The sequence below is a fragment of the Microvirga sesbaniae genome, assembly GCF_025460805.1.
Lineage (GTDB): Bacteria > Pseudomonadota > Alphaproteobacteria > Rhizobiales > Beijerinckiaceae > Microvirga > Microvirga sesbaniae.
Window position 1 is genome coordinate 69,019 of sequence record NZ_JAMXFJ010000021.1, and the last position, 12,573, is coordinate 81,591.

16 protein-coding genes are annotated in these 12,573 nt (G+C 62.8%); all 16 read left to right on the forward strand.

Features of this window, described 5'->3' with window-relative positions:
• Positions 1-79 precede the first annotated feature (79 nt).
• Entirely contained in the window at positions 80-1,282 is a 1,203-nt protein-coding gene (locus OCW50_RS23280; RefSeq protein WP_262268006.1) for a flagellar hook protein FlgE, read from the forward strand.
• Positions 1,283-1,303: 21 nt separating this feature from the next.
• Positions 1,304-2,770 (forward strand): flagellar hook-associated protein FlgK, encoded by a 1,467-nt coding sequence (gene flgK / locus OCW50_RS23285; RefSeq protein WP_262299140.1) that lies wholly within the window; start codon positions 1,304-1,306, stop codon positions 2,768-2,770.
• A gap of 2 nt (positions 2,771-2,772) precedes the next feature.
• Positions 2,773-3,831, forward strand: a complete 1,059-nt coding sequence (locus OCW50_RS23290; protein WP_262299141.1) for a flagellar hook-associated family protein — start codon at positions 2,773-2,775, stop codon at positions 3,829-3,831.
• A 15-nt stretch (positions 3,832-3,846) separates the two neighbouring features.
• On the forward strand, positions 3,847-4,194 hold the full coding sequence (gene flaF, locus OCW50_RS23295) for a flagellar biosynthesis regulator FlaF (RefSeq protein WP_262299142.1): 348 nt from the start codon (positions 3,847-3,849) through the stop codon (positions 4,192-4,194).
• Positions 4,191-4,613, forward strand: coding sequence for a flagellar biosynthesis repressor FlbT (gene flbT / locus OCW50_RS23300; RefSeq protein ID WP_262299143.1), 423 nt, complete (start codon positions 4,191-4,193; stop codon positions 4,611-4,613). The genes flaF and flbT overlap by 4 nt, the downstream gene beginning before the upstream one ends.
• Positions 4,614-4,628: 15 nt before the next feature.
• Positions 4,629-5,024, forward strand: a complete 396-nt coding sequence (flgD, locus tag OCW50_RS23305) for a flagellar hook assembly protein FlgD (protein WP_262299144.1) — start codon at positions 4,629-4,631, stop codon at positions 5,022-5,024.
• Between the two features lie 2 nt (positions 5,025-5,026).
• Complete coding sequence (locus OCW50_RS23310; RefSeq protein WP_009493088.1) at positions 5,027-5,293, forward strand: flagellar biosynthetic protein FliQ; 267 nt, start codon at positions 5,027-5,029, stop codon at positions 5,291-5,293.
• 123 nt (positions 5,294-5,416) lie between these two features.
• Positions 5,417-7,492 carry a flagellar biosynthesis protein FlhA gene (gene flhA, locus OCW50_RS23315; protein WP_262299145.1) on the forward strand — a complete coding sequence of 692 codons (2,076 nt, stop codon included), beginning with the start codon at positions 5,417-5,419 and terminating at the stop codon, positions 7,490-7,492.
• On the forward strand, positions 7,489-8,241 hold the full coding sequence (gene fliR, locus OCW50_RS23320) for a flagellar biosynthesis protein FliR (protein WP_262299146.1): 753 nt from the start codon (positions 7,489-7,491) through the stop codon (positions 8,239-8,241). The genes flhA and fliR overlap by 4 nt, the downstream gene beginning before the upstream one ends.
• Positions 8,242-8,245: 4 nt before the next feature.
• Complete coding sequence (locus OCW50_RS23325; protein ID WP_262299147.1) at positions 8,246-8,644, forward strand: hypothetical protein; 399 nt, start codon at positions 8,246-8,248, stop codon at positions 8,642-8,644.
• A 51-nt stretch (positions 8,645-8,695) separates the two neighbouring features.
• Positions 8,696-9,193, forward strand: coding sequence for a rod-binding protein (locus tag OCW50_RS23330; protein ID WP_262299148.1), 498 nt, complete (start codon positions 8,696-8,698; stop codon positions 9,191-9,193).
• 59 nt (positions 9,194-9,252) lie between these two features.
• Positions 9,253-9,597 carry a magnesium transporter CorA family protein gene (locus tag OCW50_RS23335; RefSeq protein WP_262299149.1) on the forward strand — a complete coding sequence of 115 codons (345 nt, stop codon included), beginning with the start codon at positions 9,253-9,255 and terminating at the stop codon, positions 9,595-9,597.
• Positions 9,594-10,043: a hypothetical protein gene (locus OCW50_RS23340; protein ID WP_262299150.1), complete on the forward strand. Its 450-nt coding sequence runs from the start codon at positions 9,594-9,596 to the stop codon at positions 10,041-10,043. The genes OCW50_RS23335 and OCW50_RS23340 overlap by 4 nt, the downstream gene beginning before the upstream one ends.
• 50 nt (positions 10,044-10,093) lie before the next feature.
• Positions 10,094-10,477, forward strand: coding sequence for a response regulator (locus OCW50_RS23345; protein WP_262299151.1), 384 nt, complete (start codon positions 10,094-10,096; stop codon positions 10,475-10,477).
• A 4-nt stretch (positions 10,478-10,481) separates the two neighbouring features.
• On the forward strand, positions 10,482-11,597 hold the full coding sequence (locus OCW50_RS23350) for a protein-glutamate methylesterase/protein-glutamine glutaminase (protein WP_262299152.1): 1,116 nt from the start codon (positions 10,482-10,484) through the stop codon (positions 11,595-11,597).
• Positions 11,594-12,448, forward strand: a complete 855-nt coding sequence (locus OCW50_RS23355; RefSeq protein ID WP_262299153.1) for a CheR family methyltransferase — start codon at positions 11,594-11,596, stop codon at positions 12,446-12,448. Before OCW50_RS23350 ends, OCW50_RS23355 begins: the two co-directional genes overlap by 4 nt.
• Positions 12,449-12,573: the final 125 nt, after the last annotated feature.

A 12,573-nucleotide genomic window follows, 5' to 3' on the forward strand; every position in this document is an offset into this window, starting at 1 on the left:
TCATATGACGACTGGATCGAATACAGCCTCACGCAAGCGTCATGGTGTTAGGTCCGGTTTGAAACCGTAGGAGCTTCAGATGAGTCTTTATGGCGTTCTTCGTAGTGGCGTTTCTGGCATGAACGCTCAGTCGAACAAGTTGGGTACCGTTGCGGAGAACATCCAGAACTCGAGCACGACCGGATACAAGCGAGCTTCGACGGAATTCTCGTCCCTCATCCTTCCCTCGAGCGAAGGCAACTACAATTCCGGCTCCGTCACCAGCAGGGTTCGCTATACGATCGCCGACCAGGGCCCGATCGCCTATACGACCTCGGCATCCGACCTTGCGATCTCCGGCAACGGCTTCTTCGTGGTGACCGATCCGGGCGGATCGCCGTACCTGACCCGCGCGGGCAACTTCGTGAAGGATGGGCGGACGGGCAATCTCGTGAATGCCTACGGGTTCACGCTCATGGGCTACAAGCTCGGCGCAGGGGCCGTCAATCCTTCCCTGAACAGCCTCGACGGCGTCGAGCCGGTCAACATGTCCTCCTTCGCCATGCAGGCGAGCGGGTCGACGAAGGGATCCTTCAAAGGCAACCTGCCTGACGGTGAGCCTGTCATTGCTCCCCCGGCCACGGTCAGCAAGCAATCGTCGCTTCAGGTCTATGACAAGGTGGGCAATCCGATCAAGATTGACATCTCTCTGACGAAGACAAGCGATACGCAGTGGACCATCAGCGTCGCGAACGGAACGACCAGCGATCCGCTGACTGGAACGACCTCAATGACCCTGACTTTCGATGCGGATGGCCAACTGACCGGCCCGTCCGTACTGAACTTCGGCATCCCCGGCGGCGAGCCCTTCGCCCTCGACATGGCCGGCATGACGCAGCTCGCCGGCGAGTACAACGTCACAGGCGAGGCCAACGGCAATGCGCCGTCCGCCGTGAAGGACGTCGAGTTCGCGTCTGACGGCACCGTCTACGCCGTCTATGAGGACGGAACCCGCGTCGGGGCCTATCGGATCCCGCTCGCCAACGTGTCGAGTCCGGACAACCTGAGCCCTCGCGCCGGCAACGTCTACGAGACGACGGCGGCCTCCGGCGGCTATCAGGTCGGATTCCCGGAGATGTCGGGCTTCGGGTCGATCGCGTCGGGCGCCCTCGAAGGATCGAACGTCGATATCGGCACCGAGCTGACGGCGATGATCGAGGCTCAGACCAGCTACACGGCCAACTCCAAGGTTTTCCAGACCGGATCCGAACTGCTCGACGTCCTGATGAACCTGAAGCGGTAATCGTTGGAGAGTCCTTGATCCATGTCTCTGTCAGTAGCCTACAACACGGCACGATCGTCGCTTCTGGCGTCGCAATCCCAGATGGCGACGGTCTCGCGCAACATCACCGGGGCGTCCGATCCAAGTTATTCGCGCAAGATCGCCATGCTGGTGACTCAAGGGGGCGCGGCCCGCGTCGTGACCTTGAGAGCCAGCGATGCGGCGCTCCTGTCGAAAATGCTCGAGACCACATCCGACGCGGCAACCCAGAAGGCGCTGCTGGAAGGGCTGGAGAAGCTGAGCCAGACCGTGGGCGACACGGAACTCGACGAGTCTCTCGCCGCCCGCATCGGAGCCTTGGACAGCGCCCTCAAGCAATATGCCAATGCTCCAGACAATTCGCAGTACGCCAGGGCGTTCGTCACGGCCGCCACCAACATGGCGTCGAGCCTGAATCAGGCCACATCGGCCGTTCAGGCCGTGCGGCTTGAAGCCGACGGCAAGATCGGGGACTCCGTCGCCCGCATCAACGACCTCCTGGCGAAGTTCGAAAAGGCCAACCAGCAGGTCGTGAGCGGCTCAGCGCTCGGGGCCGACGTCACCGACGCCATGGATACCCGCGACAGCCTGATCGCCCAGCTGTCCGAGGAAATCGGCGTGACCGTCGTGCCGCGGGCCGGCAACGACATCGCTCTCTATACTGACAGCGGCGTTCCGCTGTTCGACAAGACGGCCAGGCAGGTCAAGTTCGATCAGACAAACGTCTACGCTCCCGGCACAGTCGGCAAGGCCGTGTCCATCGACGGCATTCAGGTGACCGGCCCGGGGGCCCTGATGCCCCTCAATTCCGGCAACCTCGTCGGGCTGGTGGCAGTGCGTGACGACGTCGCCGTGACCTACCAGCGTCAGCTCGACGAACTCGCGCGGGGCCTCATCGAGGCCTTCGCGGAGAAGCATCAGACCGACGCATCCCAGCCCGATCTCCCAGGCGTATTCACGTTTCCAGGCGCATCAGGCGTTCCCGCATCGCCGGCCACGACAGGCCTGGCAGGCCTGATCAGGGTGACGGACGAGATCGATCCGGCGAAGAGTGCGACTGGTACCTTCGCGAACATTCGTGATGGCGGGATCAACGGCGCGGCCTACCGCTACAATCCCGATCCCGACAATGCGGCCTTCTCCGGCCGTCTGTACGGACTCGTCGGAGAGATGTCGAAGGAGCGGACGTTCGACAAGACCCTCGGTCTGGGGGAGACCGTGTCCCTGCGGGAATTCGCTCAGGGATCAGCCAGCTGGGTCGAGTCGTCGCGCCAGAGCGCCGACCAATCGCTGGATTACCGGAATACGCTCCTGGGACATGCATCGGAAGCGCTCTCGAACGCCACCGATGTCAACGAGGATGATGAAACGGCCCTGATGCTGCAACTCGAGAAGTCCTACTCGGCTTCCGCGAAGCTGATCTCCGTGATCGACCAAATGATCAAGACTCTTCTGAACGCGGTGGGCTAGACATGAAGACCACATTCATCTCGACGGTGACGCTGTGGAACTCCCCTCGGTCGTCACTCGACAGGCTTCAGGAGAGCCTCACGAAGGCCAATACCGAGCTGACGACAGGCCGGCATGCGGATGTCGGGCTCGCTCTCGGATACAAGGTCGGAGAGACGCTCTCCCTGCGCCAGCAACGGGCGGAGATCGACACGCTGACCGATAGCAACAGTGTCGCTCTTCAGCGCATCAAGACGACAGATGATGCCCTGAACAGCATTCGGGACGATGCAACGAAGTTCCGGGATGCACTCGTAGGATTGCCGCTCAATCCTCCAGTGGAGATCATCAAGAACCAGGCAGAAGCCTATCTGAGCAGCCTGATTTCCAACCTCAACACCTCGGTTGGCGGTCAGTTCGTTTTCGGCGGAATCAACACCAAAGCGGATCCTGCAAACGACTACGCAGGCGGTGGACCACCTTCCCTCAAGGATCTGGTCGCGGGGGCATTCTCTGCTCCGACAGCATCGGGTGGTTTCAACATTCCGCAGAGTGACCCGGCTGTCTCGGGGATCACGGCGGATGATATGAATGATTTTCTCGACGGGCCGTTCAAGGCGATCTTCGAAGGGACCGGCTGGAGCGCACTCTCGAATGCGTCCGACCAGAACATTCAGAGTCTGATCTCGCCGACGGAGAAGGTCGAGACATCCACCAACGCAAATACGACTCCCATGCGGCAGGTCGCGATGGCATACACGATGATCTTCGATCTCGGGATCGAGACATTGAGCCCTGCCGCCCGGAACGTCGTACTCAAGAAAGCGATCGACGTTCTTTCGACGGCTGTCTCTGGCCTGATTGACGTGCAGGCGACCCTCGGAACAACGCAGGCAAAGACCGATACTGCGACCGAGAGAATGGCATTGCAGAAGTCGATCTACGACGAGCGAATCGGTCACTTGGAATCCGTCGATCCGACGGAGGCGAAAGTCCGTGTCGACCAGCTCATGACACAGATCCAAACCTCCTATTCCCTGACTGCTCAGCTCAAGCAGCTGAGCCTCATCAACTATCTCTAGTATCGGGTTCAGTCGATGTATCGATTTTCATATGCAGAAGTTGTCGAAGACGCTCCTAGAGAATGCCGGCAGCGTGAATATGAGGTCTTCGATCACGCGATCGGCCTCCTGAAGGCCGCCGAGGGACGGCCTTCCCGATCGCCCGAGATGAACGACGCCATGGAATTCCTCCAGCGCCTGTGGACCGCCTTCGTCCAAGACCTGGCGCATCCGGACAACGAGTTGCCCGACAAGCTTAAAGCCCAGCTCATTTCGATCGGGTTCTGGGTCATGCGCGAGACCAGCCGCGTCGCGCTGGGCGAGCACAACGACCTGAACGCGCTCATCGATATCAATACCATGATCCAGGAGGGTCTGAGATGAAAGCCAAAATGAGATTCTCCCTGAAGGCCGGCGAGCGCATCTTCATCAACGGGGCCGTTCTGACCGTGAGCCAGAAGGTGACCTTGAGCCTCCTGAACGAGGCCCGCTTCCTCCTGGAGAGCCATGTCCTCCAGGTCACGGATGCGACCACTCCGATGCGCCAGCTCTACTTCGTCGTGCAGTCGCTCCTCATCAACCCTCAGGAAGCCGGCAAGGTCATGGGCGCGTTCCGCAAGCTGCACGATGCCCTGATCACGGTCGCGACCGACGACGGGGTGAAGGATTCGCTCCGCAAGGTCGGGGACCTCGTGGAAGCGGACCGCACGTTCGAGGCGCTCAAGCTCATCCGAACCCTGTTCGAGCCGATCGAGGCTCATCCCTCCGCACCCGCCGAAGCCGCCGCGGTTCAGGCAGCCTAATTCAGGAGCCCCACGATGAACGTCTCCTCGATTTCAAACAATGTCGCAACGCAGCGGACGGCCACGACCGAGACGTCCTCGACGGCGAGCTACGACAATTTCCTGAAGCTGCTGCTCACGCAGATGAAGAACCAGGATCCGACCGAGCCCATGAAGTCGACCGACTACATGGCTCAGCTCGCGACCTTCTCCCAGGTCGAGCAGACCGTGAAGAGCAATTCCAAGCTCGATGCGCTGCTTTCGTCCTCGACATGGGCCCAGGCAGACAGCGTCATCGGCCGTACGGTCTCGACCGCTGACGGCAAGATCTCCGGCGAGGTGCTGTCCGTCACAATCGCCAGCGACGGCGCGGTGGCCAAGCTCAAGGGCGGAGAGCAGATTCTCCTCGGCCCCGGCATCGTGGTGAGCTGACGATGAACGAGGTCGATGCCCTGGAGCTTGTCCGGGCAGCTATCTGGACCGTCATCATTGCGGCAGGGCCGGCCGTTGCCGCCGCAATGATCATCGGCATCGTCATCGCGCTTGTTCAGGCACTGACGCAGATCCAGGAGGTCACCCTTACGTTCATCCCGAAGATCATCGCCATTCTGGTGGTCGCGCTCGTCACCGGTTCCTTCGTCGGATCGCAGATCTTCGCCTTCACCGAACTGGTCTACGGCAAGATTGTAACAGGTTTCTAGATCCCGGCCTTGTGATCGGCTGGTGCGATGCGGGGCTCCCGGCCCAGGCGGATGAGCGACCCTCGCGCAAGCTTCATGGTTCATGTGTCTGTCTGATCGTTCATTCGTTGAGCTGGCAGGCACATGGAAGCAAGTGAAGTGACAGCCCAGGGGCGTGGCAGAGACCTGGCATTCGCCGGCGCGGTCGTCGGCATCCTCGCCATTCTCTTCCTCCCGATCCCGCCGATCGCGATCGACATGGGCTTGGCCCTCTCGGTTGCCCTCTCGGTCCTGATTCTGATGGTGGCGCTCTGGATCCAGAAGCCCCTCGAGTTCTCGGCCTTTCCCACCGTCCTTCTCATTGCCACGTTGTTGCGCCTTGCGCTGAGCATCGCGTCGACCCGTCTCATTCTGTCCGACGGCCATAAAGGCGTCGACGCGGCCGGCCACGTGATCAGCGGCTTCTCGCAATTCGTGATGAGCGGCGACTTCGTCATCGGCATAGTGGTCTTCATTATCCTGATCACGGTCAACTTCCTGGTCATCACGAAAGGCGCGACCCGTATCGCCGAAGTGGGCGCGCGATTCACGCTCGACGCCATTCCCGGCAAGCAGATGGCCATCGACGCCGATCTGTCGGCCGGGCTCATCGACGAGAAGGAAGCCCAGAAGCGCCGGCGTGAGCTCGAAGAGGAAAGCGCCTTCTTCGGATCCATGGACGGCGCCTCCAAGTTCGTTCGCGGCGAGGCCGTCGCGAGCCTGATCACGATCGCCGTCAACATCTTTGGCGGCATCGTCATCGGCGTCACACGTCATGGCATGCCGTTGTCCAAGGCTGCCGATGTCTTCGTCCAGCTCTCGGTCGGCGATGGACTGGTCAGCCAGATCCCGGCGCTCGTCGTCTCCCTGGCCGCAGGCCTTCTGGTGTCGAAGGGCGGAACGAGGGGGCAGGCTCAGCAGGCCGTGCTCGGGCAGCTCGGCGCCTATCCCCGGGCCCTCATGGTCGCCGCCGCCCTGATGTTCGTCTTTGCCATCGTTCCCGGCTTGCCGATGCTCCCGTTCCTGGTGCTCGGCTGCTGCATGGGCTTCATCGCCTATTCGATTCCCAAGCAGAGAGCCGAGCAGGAAGCCAAGGCTCAGGCCAAGCTCGCGCAGGAGCAGCAGAAGACCCTTCTGGAGTCGCGGGATACGGTCAAGGAATCCCTGAAGCTCGCCGAGATCGAGCTCTGCCTGGGCAAGCATCTGGCCTCCCATCTCGCAAGCGCCCATGGGGATCTGGCTCATCGCGTCGGCAAGATGCGCAAGAAATTCGCTCAGGACTACGGCTTCGTCCTGCCGGACGTGAAGCTCTCCGACAGCCTCATGATCCCGCCCAAGAGCTATCAGATCAAAATCCACGGAACCGTCATCGCCACCCAGGAGGTCCGCCCGGGCGATCTTCTCGTCGTGCTCGGCGACGGCCCGATGCCCGACGTGCCGGGCGACGAGGTGCGGGAGCCGGCCTTCGGCATGAAGGCCATGTGGGTGTCGGATGTGTATCTGAGCGAGATCAAGCGACAGGGCTTCCAAGCCGTCGATGGAGCCTCGGTCCTCCTCACTCACCTGAGCGAGGTGATCCGCAACAACCTGCCGCAGCTTCTGTCCTATAAGGACGTGCGCAACCTGCTGGATGGCCTCGACTCCGAGTACAAGCGCCTGCTCGACGACATCTGTCCCTCGCAGATCTCCTATTCCGGTCTCCAGTCGGTCCTGAAGCTCCTGCTGGCGGAGCGGGTCTCGATCCGCAACCTGAGCCTGATCCTCGAGGCGATCGCCGAGATCGCTCCCCATGCCCGGAGGGCCGAGCAGCTGGTGGAGCATGTGCGGGTCCGGATCGCCCAGCAGATCTGCGGCGATCTCGCCGAGGGCGGTGCCCTGAACGTCTTGAGGCTCGGCAACAAGTGGGATATCGCATTCCATCAAAGCCTGAAGCGGGACGCCAAGGGCGACGTGGTCGAGTTCGACATCGATCCCAGGCTCGTGGAGCAGTTCGGGACGGAAGCGTCCGATGCCATCAAGACCCGTATGGGCCAGGTTCATACCTTCGCGGTCGTGACGGCGCCGGATGCGCGCCCCTATGTGCGCATGATCATCGAGCGCATGTTCTCGTCCCTGCCGGTTCTCTCGCATCTGGAAATCGCCCGCGGCCTGGAGGTCAATTCGCTTGGTACGATCTCGTGACCCAGCTGACCCCCGAGATCCTGCTGGCGATCTTCCTGATCTTCTGCCGGATCGGCGGTTGCCTGATGATGGCTCCGGGATTCTCGAGCAGCCGGATCCCAATGCAGGTTCGCCTCTTCATCGGCCTGGCCACCAGCTTGGCGCTGGCGCCGGTTCTTCTCGAGAAGGTTCAGGCCGGCATCGCCTCCCAGGCGCCTGCGGCCATCCTGGTCTATATCGCCTCGGAGCTGCTGACCGGCCTCCTGATCGGCCTCCTGGGACGCGTGTACTTCTTCGCCCTGCAATCCATGCTGAGCGCCGTCGCGATGGCGCTGAGCTTCGGCATGCCGGGCGCCCCGATCGATGAGGCGGAGCCCCTTCCTGCGATCGGCTCGTTCATCATGATGGTGGCAACCGCCGTCCTGTTCCTGTCGGATCTCCACTGGGAGGTGTTTCGCGGCCTTGTCGATTCCTACTCGCGGCTTGCGATGGGCGAGGGACTGGGCACCAGGCTGTCGCTGACGCAGCTGGTGGACCAGATCGGCGTCGCCTTCGTGCTTGCCCTCAGGATCAGCAGCCCCTTCATCCTCTATTCCGTGATCGTCAATCTCGCGGTCGGCCTCACGAACAAGCTCACGCCTCAGATCCCGGTGTACTTCCTGGCGACCCCCTTCGTCATGGTCGGCGGATTGCTGATCGTGTACTTCGCGGCTAGCGATTATGTGCTTCTCTTCATGGAGGCGTTCTCGACGTGGCTTCGGAACGGATAGGCCCATGAAGCAGAGGGTCCGCAAGATCGAACGAATTCTGAAGGTTCAGCAGCATCTCCAGAAAGAGGCCGAGCTGAGGCTCGCCACGCTCGAGCGGGAAGCGACCGAGCTCAAGACCGCCCAGGAGACGCTCATCCGGACGATGAACGATCACGAGACCTTGCATGGCCTCTTCGTCGACATCACGGCCAAGCGCCTCCAGGGGCTGGCGTCCCAGGCGAGCAAAGTGGACAAGGCGAAGGCGGCGCAGAAGGCCATGACCATCGATCGCGCCATGCAGGCGAAGCGCACGGAAAAGATGCTGACCGGCCTGAAGGATCAGGAGCGCCGCGTGGCGGAGAAGAAGGACCTCGCCACGATCCTCGAAGGGCTCGCGAAAGACGACAGCGCAAGCTTCCCGTAAGCTAGCCGGGTTACACCTTGCCTCGAGTTTTGAAACCTGAAGAGATGCGAGATGGCGATCAGCCCGCCCTCCGATATTGTCAACGACGTCGCAAGAGCGGCGGATCCCGCGCGCTACCAGGCGGCCGCGCAGAAGCTCCTCGACGGTGCATCGGCGGTGGACGGGACCAGCTTCGAGGATGCGGTGAAGTCCGTGGCCGGCCAGCCTCTCATGGCGTCCGGCGCCGATGTCTATACCCTGCGCAATTCGCTTCGCAACGACGCCGAGTCGGCCAGCGCCGCCCGGACGAAGAAGGCGCACCAGGAGTTCGAGGCCTATATTCTTCAGACCTTCGTGGAGTCCATGCTCCCGAAGGACGCGGAGAATACCTACGGCAAGGGCAATGCGGGCTCGATCTGGAAATCCATGATGGCCGAGCAGATCGGCGCGCAGATTTCGAAGGCGGGCGGCATCGGCATCGCGCAGCACGTCCTCGGCACCCGGGCGACCGGACCGTCCGCCGACATCCCGCCTCCTCGGCCGATGCCGCCGTTCTCGACCAAGATTTGATCTCAGAGCGCACGACGGCAAGAGCGTCCGACCGTCGCCAGAATGCAGGAACCACCATGATGCTGATGAAGTCCCTGGACCGACTCGAAGAAACGCTGGACATGGAAACCGCCGCTCTCATGGCGCGCGACCTGTCGAACCTGGACGAGTTCAACCGGCGCAAGAGCCAATGCCTGCTCGAAATCAGCCGGATCGTCCGCACGGCCGAGATCCACGCGCTCGATCAGAAGGCGACGAAGCGCCTGCAGGATCTCCGGGCCAAGATCGAGACCAACCAGGACATCCTGCGGCGCCACATGCAGGCTGTCCAGGAGGTTGCGAGCATCATCTCGACCGCGATCCAGAGCGCTGAATCCGACAGCACGTATTCGGTGCACATGAACAAGGCGGGCTTCGGCGCATGATGAAGAACGTCATGGCGGGCTTCTGGGTCTGCGCGGTCACGCTGGCGTCCTGTTATGCGGCCGTGACCTGGACGGTCGGCAAGGCGCCCGTGGAGGAGAAGGGAAGTTACGAAGGGTTGCAGTACAAGAAGCTGCCGCCCATGAACATCCCGATCGTCGCGGAAGGAGCCGTGCAGGGCTACGTGATCGCAAATCTCGTCTTCACGGCGGACGCCAAGACCCTGCGCGAGATCTCCGTGCCGCCCGAAGCCTTCATTCAGGACGAAGTCTTCCGCCACGTCTACGCCGACGAGACGCTCGATTTCAAGAAGCTCTCCCGGTACAACGTCAACGGCATGATCGGCAACGTCCGCGAGAAGATCAACAAGCGCCTGGGGGCCGAGATCGTCAAGGAGATCCTGGTCGAGAATTTCAACTTCGTGGATAAATCCGATATTCGCTCCTAGCGCGCCGGTCCAGCCGGTGCGGCAGGGCGCTGACGCCTGGAAAGATTTTTATGACCTATTGCCTGATCATTGATGATTCCCGTGTGATCCGAAAGGTGTCCCGCGACATTGTCGAGAGCCTGGATTTTCGCGTCTCCGAAGCCGAGAACGGCGAGGCGGGCCTCAAAGCCTGCCGGAGCGAGATGCCGGACGTGATCCTCCTCGACTGGAACATGCCCGTCATGGACGGCTACAGCTTCCTGAAAGCGCTGCGCAGCACGCCGGAAGGCTTGTCACCGAAGGTGGTTTTCTGCACGACGGAGAACGGCCTCGACCATATCACGCGGGCCCTGGAAGCGGGCGCGGACGAATATGTCATGAAGCCGTTCGACAAGGATATCCTCGCCGCCAAGCTCCAGGGGCTCGGTGTTCTTCCCGCATCGCATTCGGCGTGAGACGATGTCCCATTCTCCCTTATCTCAGACAAGCCCTGCACCCGGCCGCCTCACCCGGGTGATGATCGTCGACGACAGCGCTGTGATCCGCGGCATGATCGGCCGATGGCTCACGGAAGCCGGCGGCTTCGACATCGTGGCGACCGCCTCGAACGGCCGGATGGCCGTCGATGCGGCGGAGCGCTCGAAGCCCGAGATCATCCTGCTCGACATCGAGATGCCGGAGGTGGACGGACTCGCGGCCCTGCCGATGATCCTGAAGGCGCATCCGGCCAGCAAGGTGATCGTGATCTCGACCCTCACCCAGAGGAATGCCGAGATCTCCCTGAAATGTCTCTCGCTTGGCGCGGTCGATTATCTGGCGAAGCCGGAGAGCGCCCGCGCGGCCGGCGCGGCGGCGGATTTCCGCCGCGACCTCGTCGACAAGCTCCGGGCCCTGAGCGAGACGAAGGCCCGCCCGGCGAGAACCTTCGCGGCGCCGGCGCCGACCGTCGTTTCCCCGGCGCCCGTTCCGCTCACGCGGCCGAGCGCCACCAGGCCGCAATGCCTTCTCATCGGGTCGTCCACGGGCGGTCCGCGCGCCGTCGAACGCGTGCTCCTCGATTTGAAGCCGGCGCTCGCGACGATCCCGGTACTGATCGTGCAGCACATGCCGGCGATGTTCACGGCCGTCTTCGCCGAGCACCTGCAGACCCTGTTGTCCGTTCCGGCCCGGGAGGGGCGCGACGGAGACGTGGTGGCGCCCGGCACGATCCTGGTCGCTCCCGGCGGGCGGCACATGGGCGTGGTGTCGTCCGGCGGCAAGACGACGATCCGTCTCAACGACGGGCCGCCGGAGAATTTCTGCCGGCCGGCCGTCGACGTGCTGTTCCGGGAGGCCGCCGGGATCTACGGCGCCTCGGCGCTCGCCGTCGTGCTGACCGGCATGGGCTCGGACGGCACGCAGGGCGCACGCTTCCTCACCAAGGCGGGCGCCACCGTGATCGCCCAGGACGAAGCGACGAGCATCGTCTGGGGCATGCCGGGCAGCATCGTGAAGGCGGGCCTCGCCCACGAGGTTCTTCCCCTGGAATCCATCGGCCGTTCCCTGAAGGGCCTCATCACCGGAGCGTCGAAATGACCGAGGCCGAATTCGAAGCCCTGCGCGTCTTCCTGAAGGCCCGGTCCGGCCTGGCGCTATCCCCGGACAAGCGCTACCTGGTCGAGAGCCGCCTCTCGTCCGTGTGCACGCGCTTCAAGCTCGAGACCCTGTCGCACCTCGTGCGGGAGATCAGGACCGGCCGCGCGATCGCGCTCGAGAAGGCGACCATCGAGGCGATGACCACGAACGAGACCTTCTTCTTCCGGGACAAGACGCCGTTCGACCTGTTCCAGGACGTGCTGCTGCCCAAATACCTCAAGGAGCGGGCCGCGAGCCGCCGGCTGCGGATCTGGTGCGCGGCGGCCTCGAGCGGCCAGGAGCCGTACTCCCTGGCGATGCTCCTGAAGGAGGCCTCCGCCCGCATGCCGGGCTGGCACATCGACATCGTGGCGTCCGACATCTCGACCGAGGTGCTGGAGAAGGCGAAGGCCGGCCTCTACAACCAGTTCGAGGTGCAGCGCGGATTGCCGATCCGGCTCCTGGTGAAATACTTCACCCAGGTGGGCGACCAATGGCAGATCGCGCCTGAGATCCGCGCCATGGTGGATTTCCGCTACCTCAACCTGCTCGACGATTTCGGCCGCCTCGGCCCGTTCGACATCGTCTATTGCCGCAACGTGCTGATCTATTTCGACGCCCCCCTCAAGGCCGACGTCCTGCGCCGCATCTCCACCGTCATGGCGCCGGACGGCTCGCTCCTGCTCGGAGCGTCAGAGACCGTGCTCGGCGTCACGGATGCCCTGACCCTCGATCCGGCCCATCGCGGGCTCTACACGAAGGCTGCCTCGATGGCGGCCGCCGCGACGCCAAGGGCGATCGGCATGCGCTGACGCGGGGCAGGGCGCCACCCGGGCGGGGAGGGTGGCGGCCGACAGAACCTGAATGGACGGGAAGGGCGGTTCGCAAGAACCGCCCTTCTTGTTATTCCCGGTCGGCTCGCCCGTCACGCGTCATG

What these genes read in the sequence shown, in the direction of transcription:
- OCW50_RS23280 (WP_262268006.1), top strand. Translation starts at nt 80, where the DNA reads ATGAGTCTTTATGGCGTTCTTCGTAGTGGCGTTTCTGGCATGAACGCT.
- flgK (WP_262299140.1), top strand. Translation starts at nt 1,304, where the DNA reads ATGTCTCTGTCAGTAGCCTACAACACGGCACGATCGTCGCTTCTGGCG.
- OCW50_RS23290 (WP_262299141.1), top strand. Translation starts at nt 2,773, where the DNA reads ATGAAGACCACATTCATCTCGACGGTGACGCTGTGGAACTCCCCTCGG.
- flaF (WP_262299142.1), top strand. Translation starts at nt 3,847, where the DNA reads ATGTATCGATTTTCATATGCAGAAGTTGTCGAAGACGCTCCTAGAGAA.
- flbT (WP_262299143.1), top strand. Translation starts at nt 4,191, where the DNA reads ATGAAAGCCAAAATGAGATTCTCCCTGAAGGCCGGCGAGCGCATCTTC.
- flgD (WP_262299144.1), top strand. Translation starts at nt 4,629, where the DNA reads ATGAACGTCTCCTCGATTTCAAACAATGTCGCAACGCAGCGGACGGCC.
- OCW50_RS23310 (WP_009493088.1), top strand. Translation starts at nt 5,027, where the DNA reads ATGAACGAGGTCGATGCCCTGGAGCTTGTCCGGGCAGCTATCTGGACC.
- flhA (WP_262299145.1), top strand. Translation starts at nt 5,417, where the DNA reads ATGGAAGCAAGTGAAGTGACAGCCCAGGGGCGTGGCAGAGACCTGGCA.
- OCW50_RS23325 (WP_262299147.1), top strand. Translation starts at nt 8,246, where the DNA reads ATGAAGCAGAGGGTCCGCAAGATCGAACGAATTCTGAAGGTTCAGCAG.
- OCW50_RS23330 (WP_262299148.1), top strand. Translation starts at nt 8,696, where the DNA reads ATGGCGATCAGCCCGCCCTCCGATATTGTCAACGACGTCGCAAGAGCG.
- OCW50_RS23335 (WP_262299149.1), top strand. Translation starts at nt 9,253, where the DNA reads ATGCTGATGAAGTCCCTGGACCGACTCGAAGAAACGCTGGACATGGAA.
- OCW50_RS23340 (WP_262299150.1), top strand. Translation starts at nt 9,594, where the DNA reads ATGATGAAGAACGTCATGGCGGGCTTCTGGGTCTGCGCGGTCACGCTG.
- OCW50_RS23345 (WP_262299151.1), top strand. Translation starts at nt 10,094, where the DNA reads ATGACCTATTGCCTGATCATTGATGATTCCCGTGTGATCCGAAAGGTG.
- OCW50_RS23350 (WP_262299152.1), top strand. Translation starts at nt 10,482, where the DNA reads ATGTCCCATTCTCCCTTATCTCAGACAAGCCCTGCACCCGGCCGCCTC.
- OCW50_RS23355 (WP_262299153.1), top strand. Translation starts at nt 11,594, where the DNA reads ATGACCGAGGCCGAATTCGAAGCCCTGCGCGTCTTCCTGAAGGCCCGG.